The sequence below is a fragment of the Staphylococcus sp. HMSC067F07 genome, from assembly GCF_001837405.1.
GTDB classification, from domain to species: Bacteria; Bacillota; Bacilli; order Staphylococcales; family Staphylococcaceae; genus Staphylococcus; species Staphylococcus capitis.
The window spans coordinates 629,755-653,861 of record NZ_KV832237.1; the positions used below are offsets into that span (position 1 = coordinate 629,755).

A 24,107-nucleotide genomic window follows, 5' to 3' on the forward strand; every position below is an offset into this window, starting at 1 on the left:
AACTGTTTGGCTTACAACAATTTATCTTATCATTAATACCATTAAAATTATACTTATATACTCATACCTTGAGTCTTACTAATATCTTCCTTGTTACTTTCCTCATTGAAAATGAAGTTCTTGTTAGTTATGACTAGTTAGACTATAATCCAACCATCAATTGTAGCTATCCCTATAAATCAACAACATATTTATTTTAACACGATAGAAACAATTTTTTCTCGTCATAAATAAATAATTTTTGAATATATTATAAAAACCGTAGTTTAAATAACTGAAATTGAAATTATACAATTTTAGAATCGTCAAACCACGTTAGCATAATCAAAGATATGTGTCCATCAATTAACGGTTAAATGATTAGTGAAGTAGTATATGCAAATAAACAACTCAAAAATAAAAACTTACTGTAGGAGCAAACAAAATGAACAAGGCTAGAAGCCTAATATAAGCTTCTAGCCGAGTCTAATACACGTATTTTACAATCATGCGATTTTACGCCATATTATCATAGTAGTATTTAATTAATTCATACATTTGTTGCATATCGTAACCCCATCTTGCGTAATACTCATATGGATCAACATGATCTGTCCCGCCCCAGTATCTGCTTACCGCGTTATGACTGATAACAGAACCTTTTCCTTCATTTGTGTCAGCAAGTGTTGGAGTTATTCCATTTTGTTTTAACATAAATGCTGCAAGCCATGCTTGGTTATTCACTGATTTCGCAAAATCTACGAAGTTATACATTCTTACAAGTTCAATTTGATAGAAGTATGGATTCGCTTTAGGTCCAGCCCCCCATACATAATATTTTGAAGGTGCAGTAAGATGTATTTCATTATTATCAACGAATGCGTGTACAAATGCTGTATTGTATGTTGCATACATGTTATCAACCCATTTTTGTAAAGATCGATGGTCTTCCCCTACCTCATGGATTACAACACCAATATAAGTACCTTCCTTATATTCCAATTTTGGAAGAGTGTTCATACGTGGATCATTGACAACGTGAGAATGTTGAAGATGATGTTGGATAATATATTGATTTACTTTAGAGTTTTCAAACGACGGTTCATCATCTGTAGTAGCTTTCTTCGCATTATCAGTATTTCCCGAGAATTGTGTAGTAGTATTATTTTGATTTTGCTGATTCACCATAGTTTGTTTTGAGGATAGACTTTGGGCATGACTAACGGGTGTATAAAAGAGCAACATTGACATCAACATCATACACGTAGAAAAAAGAATTGTTATTTTTGGCATAATTTCTCACCTCTTTCATATTGTTTTAATTATTAAAATTATTATTTAATAATTTCACTTATAGTATTATTCTAATAACAAATTAAAATCAAGTATTTATTTGCATTAAAAGTGAAATATTTGTGTATCTTATTAAGAATTTTCTAAAAAATAAATTTCTATACAATTAATTAGCTAAAAAACCTTAAATTAAAAAAGAGTAGCCTATCTGACCACTCTCTAAATCACCCATTTAAAAAGAGACTTCCTATCAATACAAAATAGAAAGCCTCTTTAATCACTTCACATATTAATCAATGTGTCTATACAAATTTTATTCAGTTGTTTCGATTAATCCGTATTTACCGTCTTTACGTCTGTAAACAATGCTTGTCCCATCTGTCTCTCTATCTGTAAAGATGAAGAAATCATGTCCTAATAAGTTCATTTGTAATACCGCTTCTTCTGAGTCCATTGGTTTTAAACTAAATTGTTTTGAACGGATAATTTCAATTTCGCTATCGCTTACAGATTCTTCAGCACCACTTACTTCCCCAGGTGATGCTTCTTGTACTTCTGCCACAAATACTTCTTGATCTCCACTATCTCTATGTTTACGATTTACACGAGTTTTATATTTTCGTACTTGTCGTTCTAATTTACCAGTGATTAAATCAATGCCAGCATATAAATCATCATGTCTTTCTTCAGCTCTTAATGTCACATCTTTCAACGGAATAGTAACTTCAATTTTAGTAGCTGAATTAGAATAAGTTTTAACTTTAACATGTGCTACTGCGTTTGGCACATTATTAAAATAACGCTCCAACTTACCAATTTTGTCCTCAATATAGTTGCGAATTGCATCTGTGATAGTGAGGTTATCTCCATGAATTTCAAATCTAATCATAGTAATCTCTCCTTTAACCTCTTATATTGGTAATGCTTACTTATATTTTACCACGTTTGGTTTATCGTGCAAACGCAAACACTTTGAATTTTCTGACATTTAACGATAATAATTTACACCCTGCATGATGTATTGTTAATCCAGTTGTATAAATATCATCAATGAGTAGTATTACTTTACCCTCTATGTCAATGTCTTCTTCCTTTACGTAGAACGGATTTGGAGCATTGGCACGTTCTAATTTACCTAACTCAGACTGTTTTGGGCGTATATTTGTTCCTAAAATATTCACATAATCAACCCCCATTTTATCTAAAACTGTAGCTACAGGATTAAATGTCCGTTCAACATCACGTTGAAATGGCGATGGAATCGGAACAATATAATCATAATCTGTTTGAGGTAATTGCAGTTTTTGAGATAACACATTAGAAAGTTCATAGTCTCTCATGAATTTATATTGTTGTAACACGTCTTTCATTACTCCTTGGTAACGATATTGACAATACAATTGATCCATCAATTTGAATTCCTTTGATCCATCAATTTGAATTCCTTTTCCAAGAATTGACAATCCAGACAGTCATTTGAATCAGAAGTTTTTATATTAAGACATCTAGAACATCTTTCATCGAGATGAGTTATTCTTATGTTATTCCACAATTGTTCGCATCGTTCACAAAATGGTGTGGGCGGTTTAAAAATATTATATACATGAATAATTTCTTTCAATGGTGTCATACATTGTATACATCTACGCATCTAGCCACCCTCTTTTATAACCTAAACGATTCATCTCTGTAATATCTTTTTTAGCACTCATCATTGATAGACTGACACCCTCATGAAGAAATAGTACAAGTCCATTTGGTTCTTCTATTTTACGCCCTACACGTCCGGCGATTTGTATTAAAGCCGCTTTAGAGAATGTTTCTGCATTTATGACAATAACGTCTAACCTCGCCATGGTAAATCCTCTTTCCAGTATAGTTGTTGTAAAAACGATTGAGTGCTCACCACGGCGAAGTGCTTCTACCTTTTCAAATCTATATACGTCTTCACTATAAACACAGATGAGATTAGGAATATGAGATCGATACCTTAGATATGCATTTTTCATAGTTTCAATGTGATTAAAAAATACCAAAGTATACCGTTGTTGTTTAATTTGCGTTTGCAAAAGGTGAATGAATTGGGGTTGCACTCGAGTTGAGTTTAATTTGAAATATTTAAAGCGAGGTACGGGTAGTGGTTGTCTATGAAATCGAGCTGGAAGTTTAATTATTTTATTAGAAGACATTTGTTTAATAAGTTGACGTGGTGGTGTTGCTGTCATATAAATATGAGAATGAATTGTTTTAGAAGCGGTATCGATTGCTAATGAGAGGTTGGGATCCATAGATAATGGAAAGGCATCGACTTCATCAATAAAAATAGTGTCAAAGTGTTGTTTGAATCTATATAATTGATGCACTGTTGCGATAACAAAATGCCCATTATACTTTTGAGATTGTTTCTGGTGCAAAATATCTATTTCTTCGTTTTTAAAAGCCTCTTTGATGCGATGACTAATTTCAATAACTACATCTACTCTAGGAGATAATATTGCCACATTGTGTCCAAGTTGCCGTGCTAAGCTAATTCCATCAAACATCATTTCTGTTTTACCTGCACCTGTCACTGCATATAATAAGAGATTTTCAGAATTTTTTATAGCTTTAATGATAGCGTCAGATGCATATTGTTGTTGCTTTGACAATGTAAATGGTAATTCAAACTCTCCTTCAGTAGCTAATTGTGTACTTTCGGTAATTCTATAGTCTGTGATGCTATCTATCCTTCCCAATTGAATACATCGCCTACAGTAAATAATTTCTTTGTCCAAAAAGGGAGAATAGTACTTTGACATATAACTATTATCCTCATTACCACATTGAATACAGTAATAATGTCCTTCTTTTTTAATAATGCCTTTCGTGATACGAGCAACTTTTTCATCATTTAACTGAATTGATGGAAAGATAAGTTCACCGTAATGTTTAATCATAAATCCCTACTTTCTAACTAAAAAAGCCTAAAACACTTTAGAAGATTTAGTTCTCTACTAATTACATGTCGTAATTACTAAAGTTCTCATCCTCTTACATGTTTCAGACTTTTTATCAGTAATATTATTAATTAATTTCAATTTTTCTAGGGAAGTAACCTAAACCTAAACCACCAGAACCTAAATGAGATGCAATAACTGGACCGAATTCGGAGTATTGAATATTCACATTAGGGTAGTCTTCTTTAAGTTGTTGTAAAAATGCTTGTCCATCTTCTTTTTTATCCCCATCGATGACAAATACAGTTACTTCATCCAAGTCTTTAATTAATTCAAAGACATTTGATTCTAAAGATTTAAATGCGCGTTTTTTCGTACGCACTTTTTCATGTGGATGAATTTTACCATCTTCTTCAAAGCGAAGTACAGGTTTCATTTTTAATAGCGTACCTACCCAAGCTTGAGCACCTGTAATACGCCCACTTTTTTGTAGATTCTTAAGATCATCAACTATAAGATATGCGCCTATATGTTCTCTTACATCAGTTAGTTCATTAATAATTTCTTTAGCTGTGTAACCTTTTTCTACTAGTTGAATTGCATAGATCACAAAGCTACCTTCAATCATTGCAGCGAGACGGCTATCAAATGTATGCACGTTAACACCATCAACCATTTCTCCGGCTTGTGTAGCAGATTGATAACTTCCACTAATACCACTTGATAAGTTAATTACAATGATATCTGTGTATCCTTCATCTCTAAGTTTTTCATAGTTTTTCAACCATTCACCAATAGCGGGCTGACTTGTTGTAGGTATAGTTTTAGATGAAGCCATCTTCTTATAAAAATCATCTATTGAAAATTGGTCATTCTCTGTAAATGTATGCCCATCATCAAATGTCACACTTAATGGAGCAATCGGTATATTATATTTATCAATGATTTCTTGTGGTAAATAGCCTGTTGAATCGGCCATTACTGCAACCTTCATAGTAGTCCTCCTCAATTATACTCATTGTCATAATACAATATTTTTATGAAAAAGAAAATCTTATTTAAATGATTTAGACTCTTCATAGATATGTGTATAATAATATTATTGAAAAACGTACGAAATTGTAGGTGACAAAAATATATGGTAAAACCGATAATTACTATCAAAGAAGAACATCAAATTGAAAATGTCATTAATAAATCTCGCTTTATCGCACATATTAGACCCGTTCAAAACGAGGAGGAGGCAAAAGCATTTATTAATGAAATCAAATCCTCTCATAAAGATGCAACTCACAATTGTTCAGCCTATACTGTTGGCCCTGAAATGAACATCCAAAAAGCGAATGACGATGGTGAGCCGAGTGGTACTGCTGGTGTACCAATGCTAGAAATTTTAAAAAAATTAGAGATTCATGACGCATGTGTAGTAGTCACACGTTATTTCGGAGGTATTAAATTAGGTGGTGGCGGTCTTATCCGTGCTTATAGCGGTGCTGTTAGAGATGTGATATACGATATTGGACGAGTAGAACTAAGAGAAGCTGTACCTGTAACAGTCACTATAAGTTATGATTTAACTGGAAAATTTGAATACGAGCTCGCTTCAACACCTTATATGCTAAGAAATCAATTTTATACCGACAAAGTGAGCTATCAAATAGATGTTGTAAAAGAGGATTACGATGAATTTATCCAATTTCTTAACCGTATTACAGCTAGTAATTATGATTTAGAAGAAGATTTTAAATTATTACCTTTCGATATCTCAACGACTTAATTTAAATGATGTATAAAAAACGATCACGCATGAGGAGTTATCCTTTTAATCCTTACACGTGATCGTTTTATTAGTGTCTAGGGGGCTGTTGCTCATCATAACGATGTTGCTTGTGGTCCCCTTTTCGAGTAATTAAATTTAAAATTGGACGATAATTATCATCAATCAAACCAGTAAATTCTACAATTAATTCGATTGTAAATATAATGAGGATAAACATCATGAGTGCACCAAGTGGTTGTGATAAGTAAAGAATCACACTTGATAAACTAAACATGATTGCAATTGAATAAATAAGTAGTACGGTTTGTCTATGTGAATATCCCAAAGCTAATAACTTATGGTGTAAATGAGATTTATCAGCTTGCATGATATGTTGACCTTTCTTCATTCGACGAATCATCGCAAACAATGTGTCAATGAAAGGCACCGCTAGAATGACAATTGGGAAGAATAACGCAATAAATGTAATATTTTTAAAACCAAGTAATGATAAGAATCCTATGATAAAACCTATCATGAGCGCCCCACTGTCACCTAAAAATATTTTAGCTGGATGGAAATTATAAAATAAAAATCCAATGAGCGAACCTAATAGCACGCAACATATCATAATAATAAAGATATTCGCTTGTAAAATAGCGATAAACCCGATAGTCATTAATCCAATTGCAGAGACTCCTGATGCTAAACCATCAAGACCATCAATAAGATTGATGGCATTCGTTATCGCAACAATCCAAATAACTGTTATCGGTATACTTAAAAATCCAAAATGAATCGTCGGCCCCATAGGTAATGAAATGAAATCTATAGTAATGCCATATAATGTGACAACTAACGCAGCTACTATTTGCCCCGTAAGTTTAATGTATGGTTTCAAATCATATATGTCATCAATAAGTCCTACAAGGTACATTATGATGGCACCTAAAATAAGAGGCTTCACTTCTCTCTCAATAGGATGCCCTAACCAAATACCTATTAAAAAAGAGAATAATATGACTGTACCACCCATTACCGAAATCGGTTTGGTATGCACCTTTCTAAAGTTAGGACGATCTACCAAGTCTAATTTCTTTGATACTGCAATGATAATGGGCGTAATTATTAAACTGACTATCATGGTAAATGCTATGAGTAGTAAAGTATACATCAGTTCACCTTCATTAAATAAGTTAATCAATTTCTTAAAATTTCTTGTGTAATCATCTCTATCAAATTAATTTTAGACGAAGATGGATGCTACACATAAATTTATAGTATATCCAGACGTATTTTATGCGTTACGATAAAACATAACGCCCCCTCCCTCAATAGTCTAGAACGGATGTTACCGGAATGCCCTTTCCGATGACATGTGTTATTTATCTAATAAGCATTGATAAAAAAATTATCATACTTAAACCTTTTTCAATTCAAATATATTTTTTCTATCATACCATTTAAGCGACTATTTTAACATTAAATTCCATTTTTTGAACAAAATTTCCAAGGCTAAATGATGACAAATTGTAAGTTTTCACTTACAATAGCTAATGGTCAACAAAGGAGTCGGTTTAGAAATGTTTGAAGCAATCATTTACAACATATCTGTCATGGTCGCAGGTATTTATCTATTTCACAGATTACAGTATTCAGAAAATAAAAAAATGGTATTTTCAAAAGAATACGTGACAGTTTTAATGACACTCGTTTCTCTACTCTTAGCTGCATATCCTATTCCATTTAAGAGCGAATATCTCGTTCATTTAACTTTCGTGCCTTTATTATTTTTAGGGCGCTATACAAATATGATATATACACTGGCTTCCGCATTCATTGTTGCATTAGTTGATGTATTAATATTTGGAAATTCAATTATTTATGGCATTACTTTAGTCGTAATTGCTGGTGTTGTAAGTGCTGTAGGTCCATTTTTAAAACAAAATGATATTGTTTCTTTACTAATTTTAAATTTCATTAGCATTATCATTTTATTAATATTAGCATTTGCAAGTCCAATTTATGACTTAATAGAAATATTAGTACTTATTCCTATTTCTTTAATTATTACTATTGCTTCTGCCATTACATTCGTAGATATTTGGCATTTCTTCTCATTAGTTAACCGTTATGAAAATGAGGACAAATACGATTACCTTACAGGTTTAGGAAATGTAAAAGAATTTGATAGACATTTAAATGAAGTTTCACGTATTGCTGAAGAAAAAAATCAAAGTCTAGCTTTACTCTTAATCGATATTGATGGATTTAAAGATGTAAACGATATTTATTCACACCAATCGGGTGATGCTGTACTTAAACAAATGTCACAGCTATTAAAAAATTATGTACCAAATCAATTTAAAATCTTCAGAAACGGTGGAGAAGAATTCTCAGTTGTCATTAGAAATTACTCGCTAGATCAAAGCGTAAAATTAGCTGAAAATATTCGTTCTGGTGTAGAGAAGTCTTCTTTCCATCTTCCAGATAAGGAAGTTATCAAACTTTCCGTTTCAATCGGGGTCGGATACTTAACCCAAGATGATCGTAAATCACAACGTAAAGTATTTAAAGATGCCGACGATATGGTTCATGTTGCTAAAAGTGAAGGACGTAATAAAGTGATGTTTAACCCTATTGTTAAACTATAAGTTTTAAATACTGCTATCATAGATGTAAACCATTTAATCTTATGATTAAAATGAATCTATGTATGGCAGTTTTTTTATATTCATTCTCATAAAAACATCATATTCTATCAATAAACTTCACAACAACTACAACAATATGAAAATTAAAATTCAGCTTTTAATAGTGTAGTGTCTATTGAAAGTTAAAGGCGCAAGTTGTAAACTTCAATTGTTCATTAAAAAAATAAAATTGTCTTGGAGGTGAAGGTGTATGTCGGATTCCATCACGATAATAGATGAAAATAAAGTTATCGATGTAGTATTAATTGCAGGTAGAATCTTACTTGAAGCGGGCGCTGAAACGTATCGTGTTGAAGATACAATGAACCGTATTGCACATAGTTATGGTTTGCATGATACATATAGTTTTGTTACATCTACTGCGATTATATTTTCACTTAATGATCGCACTAGTACACGATTAATACGTATTCGTGAACGTACAACAGATTTGGAGAAAATCGCTCTTACCAATAGCTTATCTCGTAAAATTTCTAACAATCAACTTACGATTGATGAAGCTAAAACAGAATTAATTCACCTTAGACGTGCATCTCTACAGTATTCATTCTTTATGAATTTTCTTGCTGCATTTATAGCTTGTGGCTTCTTCTTATTTATGTTTGGAGGTACCGCTTCTGACTTTTGGATTGCGTGTTTAGCTGGAGGTGCAGCATTTTTAACTTTTAGTTTTGTACAAAAATACATTCAAATTAAATTCTTCTCAGAGTTTGTAGCCTCAGCAGTAGTTATCAGTATCGCTGCAATTTTCACCAAAATTGGAATCGCTAAAAATCAAGATATTATTACTATTGCAAGTGTTATGCCCTTAGTTCCTGGTATCCTTATAACCAATGCCATTCGTGATTTATTAGCAGGAGAATTGTTAGCTGGTATGTCACGTGGCGTTGAAGCTGCGCTTACCGCCTTTGCAATAGGTGCGGGTGTCGCAATTGTATTACTACTATTATAAGAAAGGCTGTTAATAATGTTATTTTATTTATTCCATTTTACAATTAGTTTCATTTCCACAGTCCTTTTTTCAATTATATTTAATGCGCCCAAAAAGTTACTTGTAGCCTGTGGTTTCGTAGGTGCAGTAGCTTGGACAATTTATCAATTCACAGTTGGGATGGACTTAGGAAAAGTAGGCGCTTCTTTCCTAGGAAGTTTAATTTTAGGTTTAATGAGTCATACTATGAGCAGACGATATAAACGACCTGTTATCATCTTTATCGTTCCAGGAATCATTCCTTTAGTACCAGGAGGAGCTGCATACGAAGCGACTCGCTACTTAGTCTCTAATAATTATACTTATGCAGTAAATACATTTTTAGAGGTCACTTTAATTTCGGGCGCCATCGCTTTCGGTATACTTGTGTCTGAAATCATCTATTATATTTACACTCGTATTAAACAGTATTATGGTAAAATCAAAGGTAAAACTTATAGAAAATCGTATAATATGAATAATAGAGTTTAACCTTAAGGGGATGATTATAATGAAAGAACAAATTATTAACCGATTAACAAGATATGTAAAAATCGATACGCAATCAGATCCAAACTCTCAATCAACACCGTCCACAGATAAACAGTGGGATTTATTACGTTTATTGGAAAATGAACTTCAAGCATTTGGGTTATCTACTGATATTGATGAATATGGATATCTATTCGCTACTTTAGAAAGCAATGTAGATGATGAGGTGCCAACAGTAGGTTTCTTGGCCCATGTCGATACATCACCAGATTTCAACGCAACAAATGTTCAACCACAAATTATAGACAACTACGATGGGCAAGCGCTCCAGTTAGGAGATACTCATCGTGTGCTAAATCCAAGTGTTTTCCCTGAGTTAAACCAAGTTGTAGGACATACATTAATGGTTACAGACGGTACATCATTACTTGGCGCTGACGATAAAGCAGGTGTTGTCGAAATTATGGAAGGTATTAAATACTTAATTGATCACCCTGAAATTAAGCATGGTCGTATTCGAGTCGGTTTCACACCCGATGAGGAAATTGGTAGAGGACCTCACAAGTTTGACGTTGCTCGTTTTAATGCTGACTTCGCATACACAATGGATGGAAGCCAATTGGGTGAACTTCAATTTGAAAGTTTCAATGCGGCGGAAGCTACAGTTACTTGTCACGGCGTGAATGTTCACCCTGGTTCCGCTAAAAACGCAATGGTGAATGCAATTAATTTAGGCCAACAATTTAATAGTCTTCTACCACCTAGCGAAGTGCCTGAACGTACTGAAGGATATGAAGGATTTTATCATTTAATGAGTTTCGAGGGTAACGTTGAAAAAGCAACGCTCCAATATATCATTCGTGATCATGATAAAAAGCAGTTCGACTTACGAAAAAAACGCATGATGGAAATTCGTGATGACATCAATACTCACTATGAGGATTTCCCTGTAAAAGTCGATGTTCATGACCAATATTATAATATGGCAGAAAAAATTAAACCCTTACAACACATTATTGATATCCCTAAACGTGTATTTGCTAAACTTGATATTGAACCTAATACTGAACCTATTCGTGGTGGCACAGACGGTTCACAATTATCATTTATGGGGTTACCTACACCTAATATTTTCACAGGATGTGGTAACTTCCACGGCCCATTCGAATATGCATCAATAGATGTTATGGAAAAAGCAGTTCAAGTTGTCGTAGGTATCGCTGAAGAAGTTGCTAAAAAAGAATAATCATTCGAAACTTTGATATTAATTTAAAAGCGGGCTAGAAATATAATTTTTTTATGAATTATATTTCTAGCCCGCTTTCTTATCTTATTATCTAAAATAGATTTATTGATTAAGACTCGTTTTAAGTAATTTAAGAGCTTGAACTGTGTAATGGCGTATTTGAATGCCCATTCTAAAATCTGTATACGTTTCAGGCATATCTATAAATGTGTTAAACATTGCAGTCACACCTTGCGATTCAAACAAATCAAACTTATCACTTGTGGCACAAATTGCGATGGCAGGTTTATGATATTTTTGAGTTAAATCAGCAATACGCAAAGTAGTTGTCTCTAGAATTTGATCTTTTTCTTTGAGTCCTTCCCCAAAAATAATTAAGTCGGCTTGCTCAATTAAATCTTCTAAGTGTGTAATTTGATTAACAAGTTCGTGACTTGTTAATATTTCAGCTTGATATAAGCCTTTTAACACTGCAGCAATGCCTCCCCCAGCACCGCCACGTTCTATAGGGCCAATTGCTAATTTGAGTTCACTTTTAAATAGTTCACTAAAATACCAAACTAAATTATCAATTTCAGCAGCTTCGCTTTGATTTAATTGAAACGTTTGATACGTTTGCATAATCTCACTTTGCTTACCATACAATCGACTTGAAAAATCGGACATTAATTGTAATTTGGCATTAGCAAGCTGAGGATGTACATCAGATAAATCAATGCGTCTAATATATTTAATTTTATATGCACCCTCACTCACATCTACAATGTTTGCTTCATCATCATAGAATTTTGCACCAAGCGCTTGTAACATACCGGCACCTGCATCAAAGCTACCAATACCTCCTAGAGATATAACGATATGTTTCGCTTGATTATCCAGTGCTGCTTTTAATACTTCACCTAAACCATAACTAGAACGCTGATCAATCGGCTTTTCACCGTTTAAGAATAAATTCCCCTCAATAACAGTCATTCCACTATCAGTTTGGCCGTACATCGCTTCTACGTCATTCATATCGGCATCATGAGCCTTAACACGATATTTATTTCCAGACTGCCATAGAAATACAGAATCCATTAATTCATGTCTTCCATTAAATAATGGAACCTGTACAATATCTGCATGTTCAATTTGACTTGCTACCGCTTCTTCAACGTACCTATTCGCTTGATAACTGGAAATAATTCCATTGAACTCATCCATGGCTACTAAAACCTTCATTGTCTTAACCACCTTATATCTTTTACTCTTTTTCAAAATGATTTTCAACTTAAATATTGTTTAATGGTTCGCATTTGAACCTATCCGCGTACTTATTTTACAAGTAATATTTATTAGGATATGATTATTCACTTATCTTTATAAATTTAAGGATAATGATGTACTTATACATAATTCACTAACACATTATACATATTTTCTTAGAATTTTTCATAATATACGAAAGGCTTGCCATACATCTTCACTATCAGATGTCTATGACAAGCCACTTAAACATTTAAATTATTTTCATTTATTCCTCAGCTTGTGCAAGTTGAGAAACGTTAATATCATCGTGATCAGCATTCCACTTCATCTCACCATTTACAAAGTAAAAGGCTTGTGGAGATTCATGCTTCACATTCGTTTTTTCTGCAATATAGTCCGATAATTTACGCTCCTGTTGAACGATTAAATAGTAACCATCAATATCTCTTTCATATAAAAATTTATTAAATTGATCATACGCATTTGCAGAAATTGGACAAGTTTCACTATGTTTTAATACAAAAACATATTTATTCTCTTCTAAGACTTGTTCAAACTGGTCAATTGAACTCAGCTTAATAGCCATTCTATTCACCTCTAAAAATATTTATCACATTTTATGAGCATATGCGTGATATTCATATCCCAAGAATCATCTCAGTGGGTACAATTATACACATTCTGCTGTATAATGTTAACCATCGATTTTTATTTTATTTAATTCAAAAAATAACTATTTTACATTTTCTTTAAACTCATAGTATTGCTTGTTAAATTCTTTATCCTTGCTTGAAATATCTTTACCCTCTTTTGGTAATTTATCCACATCAATTTTAGATAATTTTTCACTAATTTCGATAGTGTCTACTCGTGTGTCATAGTAATTTTGTAAACTGTAGTACATTTCAATTGCATTTTTCCTAGCATTATCTACGTGTTGGTCTGAAATATTAGTTTGGTTAATATCTTTAATTTGTTTATCAATCAATGGTGAAATATGATCATTGATTGCTTTTTTAGCTGAATCTGAATTTGTAGTAGAAGAATTGAGATATTTCTTAGCTGTAGATTTGAGTTGCTTATTATTTTCTTCTAATTTAGATGTTAACTGATCAGCATCACTTTTATTAGTAGCTTTATTAATATCGGATTCTACCTCTGATCTATTTTTTTCGAAAAGTTTCGTATAATCTAGTATATCTTCATTATCTTTGATAGAACGATTACATAAATCAACAAATGATTTTAAATCATTAATTGAAGTTTCTTTCTCTTTAACAGTATCTAAATACGAGTTACGTAGATTTTTAACATCATTTGTATTTGCAGGTAATTGATTAGCAGCCTTTTTATATTTCTTAAATTCCGGCATGAGATAGTTATTAATATCTTTTTGAAGTGCAATAAATTCTTTTTTGTTTTTATCTGTCGTATCCGTTTTACTTAAGTTATCTAACTCTTTTAAATGTATTTTATCTATAACTTCTTCAACGTTTTTTTGCTTTTTCTTAACATCACTGAGTTTATTGTCAAAATCATTAAAATCTTTGTTAGTTTTATTTCCACAGGCTGTTAGCGTGGTTATAAATATGACAATTGTTGCAATAAATAGTAATTTTTTCATATCTGCACTCCTTATCATTAAACATTATACATAAACGTATTTATTATGAAAATGAATTGTGTTATAGTATGTCAGACTTTACTGTAAAATTGAGAAATTATAATTCACAAGGAGTAAATCATGTATACTTATGTTCAACCTTTAGTCAAAGAGGACTTAAATGAATCGTTCGCTAAAGAATACCAAAACGTCAAAAATATATTGTTTAATTTATTAGATTCACCAGTTAAATACACTCAACATATTGGTGGCACGCGTCATTTTAATTATGCTACAGAACCCATATTGGATGTACTTGTAGGAGTCAATAATTTACACGATATTACTGCTCTAGATGAAAAACGTTTGAATTATGCTGGTTTTTACCGACTTCACCATTCCTATAAGAAAAAAGTAGTGATGGCTCGATTCAATAATCTTAGTGAACTTAAGCAAGAAGTAAGATTACATATTATACAGTTAGATACCCCTCTTTTTGAACAGTATCAAAAGGTTGACCAATTATTAACACAAGATAAGAAAATTTCTCAATTATTTTCCACGAAAAAACAAAATATATTGAAACATGTGCGAGCCATTCGTATGTATGAAAATCAAAAACAAAGTATATTTGAGGATTTAAGTAGAGACTCAAATTAATTAGAGCATTTACTACACATCAATACGAGAATTCTTACTTTGTCTATTTAATGGTAAAATAATATATTCAAATTTCGCAAATAACTATTAAAGTTGATATAATAATAATGATATTAAGAAGATGAGAAAGGATGTACAAACCGTTGAATAAAAGTGACATCTTAAATGATTTAAAGTCGATTATTCCCGACAATATAATTAAAGTTGATGAACCTCTCAAACGTTATACATATACTGAAACTGGCGGAGAGGCAGATTTCTATTTATCCCCAACAAAAAATGAAGAAGTGCAAGCAATTGTAGCTTACGCTTATAATAATAATATTCCTGTTACATATTTAGGTAATGGTTCAAATATTATCATACGTGAAGGTGGAATAAGAGGCATCGTTCTAAGTCTACTATCATTAGATCATATTGATGTTTCTGACGATGCGATTATCGCTGGTAGTGGCGCTGCAATCATTGATGTTTCAAGAGTTGCACGAGATCATGTTCTTACTGGTTTAGAGTTTGCATGTGGTATTCCAGGTTCAATCGGTGGTGCTGTATTTATGAATGCTGGTGCATATGGCGGTGAAGTTAAAGATTGTATCGACTATGCGCTATGCGTTAATGAGAAAGGTGATTTAATCCAGTTAACTAATGAAGAATTAGAGCTAGATTACAGAAATAGTATTGTTCAAAAGAAACATCTTGTTGTACTTGAAGCAGCGTTCACTTTAATGCCAGGTCATTTAGATGAAATTCAAGCTAAAATGGATGATTTAACTGAAAGAAGAGAATCAAAACAACCATTAGAATACCCTTCTTGTGGAAGTGTATTCCAAAGACCTCCTGGCCATTTCGCTGGTAAATTAATTCAAGACTCTGATTTACAAGGTCATCGCATCGGTGGCGTAGAAGTATCTAAAAAACATGCTGGCTTTATGGTTAATGTAGATAAAGGTACGGCAACAGATTACGAAGATTTAATTCACCACGTACAAAGAACTGTTAAAGATAAATTTGATGTAGAATTAAATACAGAAGTACGTATTATTGGAGAACACCCTAAAAGTTAATTTTAAAAGGAGGTACATCTAATCTATGCCTAATATTCACGGTTCAGTCATTGATAAAGAGACAAGATGTACTCACTATCACTCTTTTTTAGATGTTATTGCAATTAAATTTAAATGTTGTGACAAATATTATCCTTGTTATAAATGTCATGATGAACATGAATCACATTCTATACAAAGATGGACTGAGAAAGAATTTGATAGAAAAGTTATTATGTGTGGTGTGTGCAACCATGAAATGAGTATTCACGACTACATGATGGTTGAAGTGTGTCCTAAATGCAAAGCACATTTTAATAGTAGATGTAAATTTCACTATCATTTGTATTTTGAAATATAACTTACTTTAAAAGTTTTTAATAGTCATTTTGTAACTAAGGTTAAGCAATTGAGTTTGCTTAACCTTTTTATTATATAAAAATCAAAAAACCTTTAGTTATACAACACGGTAAGTATTGCAAACTAAAGGTTTTTCTTCTTATTAGGTTAATATTTATTATTCATCGAATACAAAGTCTTCATCTCGTAACGCTTCAACATTTAATGCTAACGTATAGCCGTCACCTTTTACTGAGAAGAAGTCATGGTTCTTAGTAGATGTATCTAAAGCATTCTCGATAATTGGATTAAATTCACGTTCTTCAAAATAAGGTTCAAAACCTAAGTTAGATAAAGCCTTATTACCATTATAACGAACATAGTTAAGTACATCTTCAGTTAAACCAATATCATCATATAATAAGTGTGTATAAGATACTTCATTATCATAAAGTTCGTTTAATAACTTATACATTTCTTGATCTGCTTTTTGCTTTTCACTCTCTGACAGCTCATTGCGTAAGCTTTGAGCATCTAAACCAGTGAAAACACCGTGAATTGATTCATCTAATAAGATTTTACGAATAATTTCACCAGAAGTCGTCATTTTACCTTGACCAGCAAGGTATAGCGGATAGTAGAAACCAGAGTAAAATAAGAACGTTTCTAAGAATACACTTGATACTCTTGCGATATATTGATCAAAAATTGATGCTTCTTTTCCCCAAAGCTTATGATAGTTGTCGATAATTTTATCTGATTTATATTTTAAATGAGGTTCTTCAATTACCCATGTGTCTAACAAATAGTTCGTTTCACTAGACGGAAGTAATGTTGTGAAGATATGAGAATAACTTTTAGCGTGAATTTGTTCCATCATAGCCATAAATGAGTATACAGCTTTTTTTCTTAAATCAGTCGTATGTAACATAATCAAAGGCATTCCATCGTCTGCTTGATGAGTATCTAGCCCTGTTAATCCTGCTAAAGCCTTTTTAAATGTTTCTTTTTCAGAATCTGTCAATGTTTTCCAACTTGCTATATCTTTTGAAACTTTAAACTCTGTTTCGACCCACATTTGTGAGATGTTTTGACGCCAAAACATATTCGTCATATCTTCTTGGGTGTTCCAGTTGACCGCTTTCATGTAAATCCTCCTGTCATTATTATGTATTGCATAGAGAATTTCAACCACACTAAATATGATAAACATAATTAGCAGTGATTGAAATTTCTAGCATTTTATTTAATTTAAAATATTAGATTGCACAGCTTGTACATTCTTCTACACTAAGTAATTTGTTACGTGTATAATAAAGTGATTTTAGTCCTTTATAGTGTGCGTAAACATATAATCTTGAAAGTTCACGTGTAGAAATTTCTGAATTTACATATAGAATTGTTGAAATACCTTGGTCTACATGTGTTTGTATTGTTGAAACTAAATCGATTAATTTCATTTGATCAGTATTAAATGCTGATTTGTAATACCACATTGTTTCAGGTGATAGGAAAGGCATTGGATAAAATGTTTCAGCATTTCCATAAGTACGACGCTCAATTTGATCTACAATAGGCATTACAGAGCTTGTTGCATTTTGCACATATGAAATACTTTGAGTAGGTGCAATAGCTAAACGGTAAGCATGATAAAGACCATATTGTTCTACTTCTTTTTGTAGAGCTTTCCAATCTTCTGATGTTGGAATATCTAAACCATCGAATAGCTGGCGAACTTTTTCAAATTGTGGCTCAAATTCTTGTGAAGTATAGAATTCAAAGTATTTGCCATTAGCATAATCTGATTGGTCAAAATCTTGATAGCTTTCTCCGCGTTCTTTAGCTATTTCCATTGAACGTTCTATAGAATAATAGTTCATCATCATGAAGAATATATTAGCAAAGTCTTTCGCCTCTTCAGACTCATAACCGATTTTATTTTTTGCTAAATATCCATGAAGGTTCATTACACCTAGACCTACTGAGTGCAACTCACTATTAGCTTTTTTAACACCTGGAGCATTTTGTATATTAGCTTCATCACTCACTACAGTAAGTGCATCCATACCAGTGTGAACAGAATCTCTGAATTTACCTGATTCCATAACATTAACAATGTTTAGAGAGCCAAGATTACAAGAAATATCACGTTTAATCTCATCTTGTGTACCATAGTCATTGATAATAGATGTCTCTTGTAATTGGAAAATTTCTGTACATAAATTACTCATTTTAATTTGACCAATATCGGAGTTGGCATGTACTTTATTTGCATTATCTTTAAACATTAAATACGGATAACCAGATTGTAGTTGAGTTTGTGCAATTATATTTAACATTTCACGTGCATCTTTTTTCTTCTTATCAATGTTAGGATTAGCAACCATATCATCATAATATTTCTCTAAATCAATATCATCTAATGTCACACCATACTCTTGTTTTACAGTATGTGGGGCGAACATATAGAAGTCTTTACCTTCTTTAGCTAAATCAAAGAACTTAGAAGGAACAATAAGACCTGTTGAAATTGTAGATAAACGTAAATCTTCATCAGCATTGACCTTTTTAGTATCTAAAAATTCTTCCACATCATAATGGAAAATATTTAAATATACAGCACCTGCACCAGGTCTTTGACCTAATTGATCGGCATAACTAAATCCACCTTCAAGTGCTTTAGCTACTGGTAATACACCTTTAGCAACACCTTTAATACCTTTGATTGCCTCTCCACGGGCACGTAATTTTGATAAATTAATAGCGACACCGCCACCAATTTTACTTAGTTGCTTCGCTGTTGAATCAATAAAGTTAATAGAATTTAAACTATCATCAACTTCTAATAAGAAACATGAAACGAGCTCACCGCGACGTGCACGACCTGCGTTTAAGAAAGTAGGCGTTGCTGGTTGATAACGTTGTTCAACCATAGAAGAAATAAATTGTTTTGCTTGTTTAGTATCACCATTAGCTAAATAAAGGGCAACAATTGCAACATGTTGATTATAGTCTTCTAAAAATTGACTTTTATCGTTTGTTTTTAAAGCATAGTCCTTATAGAACTTACTTGCAGACATGTAGCTAGCGAATTGAAAATAGATTGACTTAGCATATTCAGTAATTTCTCGTAATTCTTCTTCAGAGTATTTCTCAAATACATTGAAATAAAAGTCATTATCCACAAGGTAATGTAAACGTTCAATTTCATCATCGAAATAAATTGTTTTATCGTGGATTTCTTCAAGATAAACTTTTAATGCTTCCTGATCCTTCTCTAAATCAAAGAAACCATTATCTTTCCGCTTCGTTACTTCATTATTTAGTTCAATATGATTGTATTTCTTCTCGTTCATGGTTTTCATTGAAATTACCCACCTTATCCTTAAATTCAATTACATCATTGTTCGTACCTTGTACTTCAAATTTCATAAGTAGAGGAACATCATAGTCCTCTGAGATTGTACGGCCTGCTTTAGCAAAATTTTGCCCCCAATTACGATTTCCGCTTGCAGCTACCGCTTGTAATTGAGCGTGATTAACTTCTAAAAAAGATTGAACAGGTTGTGGCACTTCTCCAAATCCAATAGTGCCAGTAACTAAGATATATGGTTCATTTACTGGTTCCGTACAATTGTCTTGAGTAATTTCTAACGTGTCATCAATTTCTGCTCGCTTTATAAAACGTCTAACATTTCCAGAAAATGAGAAATATACTACTTTCATTGGATCACCTTCTTTCTTCAATCTTTAGTTGTCGTGTCTATATTGAGCATTCACAAACTCAAAAAATAAAAGCACCACTACTATAGAGGTGTAAACCGTTTTGATTTTTAATTTCTAAATATTCTTATTTCTTGTAAAAGAAAATTTATTTTAATGCCTTTAGTATGTCTTTAAGTTTATAACCACTACATATAGTACTTAAAACTTAAATAATACTAAATGATAAATTGCTTTATTTGTAACTGATTACTAATTTTGCAATGATTTATCATTTGAATTAGTGTGATTTTGCATTAAAATTTATTAATTTCCCAGTATGAACTTTTAAACTCCAAACACTATATATAGTGTTTGGTTTTAAAAGTTCATACTATATTCTGTGTTTCATTATACATAAGTAGAATGTTTAATGAAAGTTAAAGTTTAATGACGAAAAAACTAAAATTTTTAGAAAGTGCACCACTACGTGTTTAAAGACTAATATTCTGAATAAAAAAATTTTTTCAAGTTTCTTTGCTTGCATTTTACTAAAATTTAGACGTACCTGTTCATTGTGTGACCTGGTAAAATCTCAATATGATAGTATGCAACATATATATACCAATTTGAATATTAATCACTTTCATTACCCACAATTGAGTTGCTTAATAGTCTAGCACTTACTAACAGAACATGTGTTCGTGTGATTATTATAAAACGTCTCTTTTTAATTTGCAAGTACTCATGCATAGCTCCTTTATTTATGCTAATATAGTTACGTTAAACTTATTGTATTGAGGCGATAATATTGAATCCAAAAGTAAAAGGTATTATTGCTATCTTAATTTCTGCTATTGGATTTAGTTTTATGTCTGTATTCTTCAGACTTGCTGGAGACTTACCTGTCTTCCAAAAATCTTTAGCTAGAAATTTAGTAGCTATGTTTATACCTCTATTTTTTATCATAAAATATAAGCAACCTATATTTGGTAAACTGAGTAGCCAACCTTTATTGATTTCACGTTCTACACTAGGTCTCATAGGAGTATTACTGAATATATACGCTATTGACCATATGGTACTTAGTGATGCCGATACACTAATGAAATTGAATCCTTTCTGGACAATTCTCCTAAGTTTAATCTTTTTACATGAGAAGGTTCGTAAATATCAAATATCAGCGATGATTATCGCTATATTAGGTATGTTACTCATTGTTAAACCTGAATTTTCATCATCAGTGATTCCATCAATAGCCGGCTTATTTTCAGGTATATTTGCTGCGTCAGCTTACACATGTGTTCGTGCACTTAGTACACGTGAAAAACCTTATACAATTGTATTCTATTTCTCATTATTCTCAGTTGTTGTCTTAATACCATTCTCAATTTTCACATTTGAACCTATGACAACTGTCCAAGTTTTATACTTGCTTGGTGCAGGTTTATCTGCAGCTGTTGGACAAATAGGTATCACACTTGCATATAGCTTTGCGCCTGCTAAAGACATTTCAATCTTCACATATGCTTCTATAATATTCACAGCATTATTTGGTTTCATCTTATTCGGAGAAACACCAGATATGTTAGCTACTTTAGGTTATGTTGTTATTATTAGCGCAAGTTACTATATGTTTGAAAAGGCACGACGAGAATCAAATATAAAAGAAAGTTAAAGGAGCTAAATTAAATGGCACAAGGACGTCAAAAAGATGAACTTCAAGATATTACTTTACTAGGAAATCAAAACAATACGTATGATTTTAATTACAGACCAGATGTTCTAGAAACCTTTGATAACAAGCATCAAGGTCGTGACTACTTCGTCAAATTTAATTGTCCAGAGTTTACATCGTTATGTCCTATTACAGGCCAACCAGATTTTGCAACAATTTATATTTCATATATCCCTAATGTCAAAATGGTTGAATCTAAATCATTGAAACTATATTTATTTAGCTTTAGAAACCATGGTGACTTCCACGAAGATTGTATGAATATAATTATGAATGATTTGATTGAACTTATGGATCCTCATTATATTGAAGTTTGGGGTAAATTCACACCTAGAGGTGGCATCTCAATTGACCCATATACAAACTATGGCCGTCCTAATTCTAAATATGAAAAGATGGCTGAACATCGTTTGATGAATCACGATATGTATCCTGAAAAGATTGATAATCGATAAATACCACTATCCTCCATTAAAATTAAATGTTTAATGGAGGATTTTTGTTATAAAAAATTATTTTCAAATTTGATAAAAAAAGTATTGCACTTTGACGCGTTAAAGCGTATTTTATTTATATTGATTTATTTCTACACATGCTTATAATTAATCAAATAAAGACACATATTATCTTATAAATGTAGTAAAATCTATAAATTGACTGAATATTCATATTATTTTTATTTTTTGAAAATTGTTGAAACTTATTATTTACAATAGTACAATCGTTTTTAAACAATTAAATATGGTATTAGGGGAAGAAAGGATGGGATGATATTATGACAACGAATAATTCCCATGAGCAAGCAGTTCAAGAAATACCTCAACATGGATTCTTTGGGCATCCTCGAGGTTTAGGCGTACTCTTTTTCGTAGAGTTTTGGGAGCGTTTTAGCTACTACGGCATGAGAGCGATGCTTATTTTTTATATGTATTTTGCGATACAAGATCATGGACTTGGAATCGATAAAACTACGGCAATGTCTATCATGTCTGTATACGGGGCTTTAATATATATGTCTTCTATTCCAGGAGGTTGGATTGCGGACAGAATTACAGGGACACGTGGTGCAACTTTAATAGGTGCAGTTTTAATAATTATCGGACATATCTGTTTAAGTTTACCATTTGCAATGTTTGGCCTATTCGCTTCTATGTTCTTTATTATTGTTGGTTCAGGTTTAATGAAGCCAAATATTTCAAATATTGTAGGTCGTTTGTATCCACAAAATGACGTGAGAATGGACGCAGGATTTGTAATCTTCTATATGTCTGTTAACTTTGGCGCACTTGTTTCACCTATTATTTTGCAACACTTCATTAATGTTAAAAACTTCCATGGCGGATTCTTAATTGCTGCTATTGGTATGGCATTAGGTTTAGTTTGGTACGTATTATTTAATCGCAAAAATTTAGGTAGTGTAGGCATGAAACCAACAAATCCACTATCACCAACTGAAAAGAAAAAATACAGTATAATTATAGCGATGATTACAGTAGTTATAGCGATAGTAGTTATCATTTCTTACATAACTCATACATTATCATTCGATTTAGTTAGTAATTCAGTACTCGTTTTAGGTATTGCATTACCAATAATCTATTTCACTACTATGATTCGTAGTAAAGAAGTAACTGATATTGAACGTTCACGTGTAAAAGCTTTTATTCCTTTATTTATTTTAGGTATGCTTTTCTGGGCAATACAAGAACAAGGCTCTAACGTATTAAATATTTATGGTATAGAGCATTCAGATATGAAATTAAATTTATTTGGTTGGAAAACAAACTTCGGTGAAGCCATCTTCCAATCAATAAATCCTTTGTTTATCTTATTATTTGCACCAGTCGTATCTGCAGTTTGGCAAAAATTAGGTAAACGTCAACCTAGCCTACCAATGAAATTTGTTATAGGCGCTTTAATGGCTGGCGCATCATATATTATGATGGGTATTATTGGTAATATTTACGGAAACACGCATTTCTCAGTAAACTGGGTAATTCTCTCATACATCATATGTGTCGTTGGTGAGTTGTGTCTTTCTCCTACTGGTAATAGTGCAGCAGTAAAATTAGCACCGAAAGCATTCAATGCTCAAATGATGAGTTTATGGTTATTAACAAACGCATCTGCTCAAGCATTTAATGGTACATTAGTTAAATTAATAGATCCATTGGGTCAAACGAATTACTTCATTTTCTTAGGTGTTACTACAGCTATAATTACATTTATTATTCTTGCTTTCAGTCCTAAAATTATAAAAGCGATGAAAGGCATTCGTTAATCGTATCTCTAGCTACAAGTCGATTATTTTCGACTTGTGGTTTTTTTATTTTATAATAGTTATAATTTCTAATTATTTGCTTTTGTTACTCGAAAAAGGGTAAC

General features: G+C 32.1%; 22 protein-coding genes and 1 pseudogene. 11 read left to right on the top strand and 12 right to left on the bottom strand.

Features of this window, described 5'->3' with window-relative positions; genetic code table 11:
• Positions 1-495: 495 nt before the first annotated feature.
• From HMPREF2706_RS09975 to fakB1, 5 genes and pseudogenes are all read right to left on the bottom strand, one after another.
• Complete coding sequence (locus tag HMPREF2706_RS09975; protein WP_030062663.1) at positions 496-1,272, bottom strand: peptidoglycan recognition protein family protein; 777 nt, start codon at positions 1,270-1,272, stop codon at positions 496-498.
• A 313-nt stretch (positions 1,273-1,585) separates the two neighbouring features.
• Entirely contained in the window at positions 1,586-2,161 is a 576-nt protein-coding gene (gene hpf, locus HMPREF2706_RS09980) for a ribosome hibernation-promoting factor, HPF/YfiA family (RefSeq protein ID WP_070862362.1), read from the bottom strand.
• A gap of 61 nt (positions 2,162-2,222) precedes the next feature.
• Positions 2,223-2,923, bottom strand: a pseudogene (locus HMPREF2706_RS09985) (ComF family protein).
• Positions 2,916-4,208: a DNA/RNA helicase gene (locus tag HMPREF2706_RS09990; protein WP_049428763.1), complete on the bottom strand. Its 1,293-nt coding sequence runs from the start codon at positions 4,206-4,208 to the stop codon at positions 2,916-2,918. The pseudogene HMPREF2706_RS09985 and the gene HMPREF2706_RS09990 overlap by 8 nt, the downstream one beginning before the upstream one ends.
• Before the next feature lie 127 nt (positions 4,209-4,335).
• Positions 4,336-5,202, bottom strand: coding sequence for a fatty acid kinase binding subunit FakB1 (fakB1, locus tag HMPREF2706_RS09995; RefSeq protein ID WP_002433264.1), 867 nt, complete (start codon positions 5,200-5,202; stop codon positions 4,336-4,338).
• Between the two features lie 144 nt (positions 5,203-5,346).
• On the opposite strand from fakB1, the gene HMPREF2706_RS10000 reads away from it, so the two are divergent.
• Positions 5,347-5,985 (top strand): YigZ family protein, encoded by a 639-nt coding sequence (locus tag HMPREF2706_RS10000; RefSeq protein WP_049428765.1) that lies wholly within the window; start codon positions 5,347-5,349, stop codon positions 5,983-5,985.
• Positions 5,986-6,055: 70 nt separating this feature from the next.
• On the opposite strand, the gene HMPREF2706_RS10005 is transcribed toward HMPREF2706_RS10000, so the two are convergent.
• Complete coding sequence (locus HMPREF2706_RS10005) at positions 6,056-7,141, bottom strand: glycosyltransferase family 4 protein (RefSeq protein ID WP_023350662.1); 1,086 nt, start codon at positions 7,139-7,141, stop codon at positions 6,056-6,058.
• A gap of 409 nt (positions 7,142-7,550) precedes the next feature.
• Between HMPREF2706_RS10005 and HMPREF2706_RS10010 the strand changes: the two genes are divergently transcribed.
• From HMPREF2706_RS10010 to pepT, 4 genes are all read left to right on the top strand, one after another.
• Positions 7,551-8,621 (top strand): GGDEF domain-containing protein GdpS, encoded by a 1,071-nt coding sequence (locus HMPREF2706_RS10010; RefSeq protein ID WP_002433106.1) that lies wholly within the window; start codon positions 7,551-7,553, stop codon positions 8,619-8,621.
• Positions 8,622-8,871: 250 nt separating this feature from the next.
• Entirely contained in the window at positions 8,872-9,633 is a 762-nt protein-coding gene (locus tag HMPREF2706_RS10015; RefSeq protein ID WP_023350663.1) for a threonine/serine exporter family protein, read from the top strand.
• 15 nt (positions 9,634-9,648) lie between these two features.
• Positions 9,649-10,143, top strand: a complete 495-nt coding sequence (locus tag HMPREF2706_RS10020; protein WP_002469625.1) for a threonine/serine exporter family protein — start codon at positions 9,649-9,651, stop codon at positions 10,141-10,143.
• A 19-nt stretch (positions 10,144-10,162) separates the two neighbouring features.
• Positions 10,163-11,389 carry a peptidase T gene (gene pepT / locus HMPREF2706_RS10025; protein WP_030064719.1) on the top strand — a complete coding sequence of 409 codons (1,227 nt, stop codon included), beginning with the start codon at positions 10,163-10,165 and terminating at the stop codon, positions 11,387-11,389.
• Between the two features lie 102 nt (positions 11,390-11,491).
• Here the strand turns inward: pepT and HMPREF2706_RS10030 are convergent, their stop codons facing one another.
• The 3 genes from HMPREF2706_RS10030 to HMPREF2706_RS10040 form a co-directional block, all read right to left on the bottom strand.
• A complete protein-coding gene (locus tag HMPREF2706_RS10030; protein ID WP_030064717.1) occupies positions 11,492-12,610 on the bottom strand; it encodes a glycerate kinase in 1,119 nt (372 codons plus the stop codon).
• A 292-nt stretch (positions 12,611-12,902) separates the two neighbouring features.
• Positions 12,903-13,223, bottom strand: a complete 321-nt coding sequence (ytxJ, locus tag HMPREF2706_RS10035) for a bacillithiol system redox-active protein YtxJ (protein WP_002433080.1) — start codon at positions 13,221-13,223, stop codon at positions 12,903-12,905.
• 147 nt (positions 13,224-13,370) lie between these two features.
• Complete coding sequence (locus HMPREF2706_RS10040; protein WP_030064715.1) at positions 13,371-14,261, bottom strand: EMYY motif lipoprotein; 891 nt, start codon at positions 14,259-14,261, stop codon at positions 13,371-13,373.
• A gap of 120 nt (positions 14,262-14,381) precedes the next feature.
• Here HMPREF2706_RS10040 and HMPREF2706_RS10045 point away from each other — a divergent pair, with 120 nt between their 5' ends.
• The 3 genes from HMPREF2706_RS10045 (at position 14,382) to HMPREF2706_RS10055 (ending at position 16,304) form a co-directional block, all read left to right on the top strand.
• The gene (locus tag HMPREF2706_RS10045) at positions 14,382-14,900 is read left to right on the top strand and encodes a GrpB family protein (protein WP_030064713.1); all 519 of its coding nucleotides are present in this window, start codon (positions 14,382-14,384) and stop codon (positions 14,898-14,900) included.
• A 131-nt stretch (positions 14,901-15,031) separates the two neighbouring features.
• Entirely contained in the window at positions 15,032-15,964 is a 933-nt protein-coding gene (gene murB / locus HMPREF2706_RS10050) for a UDP-N-acetylmuramate dehydrogenase (RefSeq protein ID WP_070862363.1), read from the top strand.
• Positions 15,965-15,989: 25 nt separating this feature from the next.
• Entirely contained in the window at positions 15,990-16,304 is a 315-nt protein-coding gene (locus HMPREF2706_RS10055) for a CHY zinc finger protein (protein ID WP_030064710.1), read from the top strand.
• Between the two features lie 156 nt (positions 16,305-16,460).
• On the opposite strand, the gene nrdF is transcribed toward HMPREF2706_RS10055, so the two are convergent.
• From nrdF to nrdI, 3 genes are all read right to left on the bottom strand, one after another.
• On the bottom strand, positions 16,461-17,429 hold the full coding sequence (nrdF, locus tag HMPREF2706_RS10060) for a class 1b ribonucleoside-diphosphate reductase subunit beta (RefSeq protein ID WP_002433452.1): 969 nt from the start codon (positions 17,427-17,429) through the stop codon (positions 16,461-16,463).
• Between the two features lie 112 nt (positions 17,430-17,541).
• Positions 17,542-19,647 carry a class 1b ribonucleoside-diphosphate reductase subunit alpha gene (gene nrdE, locus HMPREF2706_RS10065; protein WP_049428772.1) on the bottom strand — a complete coding sequence of 702 codons (2,106 nt, stop codon included), beginning with the start codon at positions 19,645-19,647 and terminating at the stop codon, positions 17,542-17,544.
• Positions 19,610-20,008 carry a class Ib ribonucleoside-diphosphate reductase assembly flavoprotein NrdI gene (nrdI, locus tag HMPREF2706_RS10070; protein ID WP_023350668.1) on the bottom strand — a complete coding sequence of 133 codons (399 nt, stop codon included), beginning with the start codon at positions 20,006-20,008 and terminating at the stop codon, positions 19,610-19,612. The genes nrdE and nrdI overlap by 38 nt, the downstream gene beginning before the upstream one ends.
• 787 nt (positions 20,009-20,795) lie before the next feature.
• Between nrdI and HMPREF2706_RS10075 the strand changes: the two genes are divergently transcribed.
• From HMPREF2706_RS10075 to HMPREF2706_RS10085, 3 genes are all read left to right on the top strand, one after another.
• On the top strand, positions 20,796-21,662 hold the full coding sequence (locus tag HMPREF2706_RS10075) for a DMT family transporter (RefSeq protein ID WP_002433090.1): 867 nt from the start codon (positions 20,796-20,798) through the stop codon (positions 21,660-21,662).
• Positions 21,663-21,676: 14 nt separating this feature from the next.
• Complete coding sequence (queF, locus tag HMPREF2706_RS10080) at positions 21,677-22,177, top strand: preQ(1) synthase (RefSeq protein WP_002452724.1); 501 nt, start codon at positions 21,677-21,679, stop codon at positions 22,175-22,177.
• Positions 22,178-22,497: 320 nt separating this feature from the next.
• On the top strand, positions 22,498-24,003 hold the full coding sequence (locus HMPREF2706_RS10085) for a peptide MFS transporter (protein WP_030064705.1): 1,506 nt from the start codon (positions 22,498-22,500) through the stop codon (positions 24,001-24,003).
• Positions 24,004-24,107 lie beyond the last annotated feature (104 nt).

Excerpts from the sequence above, each read along its gene's own strand:
- HMPREF2706_RS09975 (WP_030062663.1), bottom strand. The coding sequence starts at position 1,272 with ATGCCAAAAATAACAATTCTTTTTTCTACGTGTATGATGTTGATGTCA.
- hpf (WP_070862362.1), bottom strand. The coding sequence starts at position 2,161 with ATGATTAGATTTGAAATTCATGGAGATAACCTCACTATCACAGATGCA.
- HMPREF2706_RS09990 (WP_049428763.1), bottom strand. The coding sequence starts at position 4,208 with ATGATTAAACATTACGGTGAACTTATCTTTCCATCAATTCAGTTAAAT.
- fakB1 (WP_002433264.1), bottom strand. The coding sequence starts at position 5,202 with ATGAAGGTTGCAGTAATGGCCGATTCAACAGGCTATTTACCACAAGAA.
- HMPREF2706_RS10000 (WP_049428765.1), top strand. The coding sequence starts at position 5,347 with ATGGTAAAACCGATAATTACTATCAAAGAAGAACATCAAATTGAAAAT.
- HMPREF2706_RS10005 (WP_023350662.1), bottom strand. The coding sequence starts at position 7,141 with ATGTATACTTTACTACTCATAGCATTTACCATGATAGTCAGTTTAATA.
- HMPREF2706_RS10010 (WP_002433106.1), top strand. The coding sequence starts at position 7,551 with ATGTTTGAAGCAATCATTTACAACATATCTGTCATGGTCGCAGGTATT.
- HMPREF2706_RS10015 (WP_023350663.1), top strand. The coding sequence starts at position 8,872 with ATGTCGGATTCCATCACGATAATAGATGAAAATAAAGTTATCGATGTA.
- HMPREF2706_RS10020 (WP_002469625.1), top strand. The coding sequence starts at position 9,649 with ATGTTATTTTATTTATTCCATTTTACAATTAGTTTCATTTCCACAGTC.
- pepT (WP_030064719.1), top strand. The coding sequence starts at position 10,163 with ATGAAAGAACAAATTATTAACCGATTAACAAGATATGTAAAAATCGAT.
- HMPREF2706_RS10030 (WP_030064717.1), bottom strand. The coding sequence starts at position 12,610 with ATGAAGGTTTTAGTAGCCATGGATGAGTTCAATGGAATTATTTCCAGT.
- ytxJ (WP_002433080.1), bottom strand. The coding sequence starts at position 13,223 with ATGGCTATTAAGCTGAGTTCAATTGACCAGTTTGAACAAGTCTTAGAA.
- HMPREF2706_RS10040 (WP_030064715.1), bottom strand. The coding sequence starts at position 14,261 with ATGAAAAAATTACTATTTATTGCAACAATTGTCATATTTATAACCACG.
- HMPREF2706_RS10045 (WP_030064713.1), top strand. The coding sequence starts at position 14,382 with ATGTATACTTATGTTCAACCTTTAGTCAAAGAGGACTTAAATGAATCG.
- murB (WP_070862363.1), top strand. The coding sequence starts at position 15,032 with ATGTACAAACCGTTGAATAAAAGTGACATCTTAAATGATTTAAAGTCG.
- HMPREF2706_RS10055 (WP_030064710.1), top strand. The coding sequence starts at position 15,990 with ATGCCTAATATTCACGGTTCAGTCATTGATAAAGAGACAAGATGTACT.
- nrdF (WP_002433452.1), bottom strand. The coding sequence starts at position 17,429 with ATGAAAGCGGTCAACTGGAACACCCAAGAAGATATGACGAATATGTTT.
- nrdE (WP_049428772.1), bottom strand. The coding sequence starts at position 19,647 with ATGAAAACCATGAACGAGAAGAAATACAATCATATTGAACTAAATAAT.
- nrdI (WP_023350668.1), bottom strand. The coding sequence starts at position 20,008 with ATGAAAGTAGTATATTTCTCATTTTCTGGAAATGTTAGACGTTTTATA.
- queF (WP_002452724.1), top strand. The coding sequence starts at position 21,677 with ATGGCACAAGGACGTCAAAAAGATGAACTTCAAGATATTACTTTACTA.
- HMPREF2706_RS10085 (WP_030064705.1), top strand. The coding sequence starts at position 22,498 with ATGACAACGAATAATTCCCATGAGCAAGCAGTTCAAGAAATACCTCAA.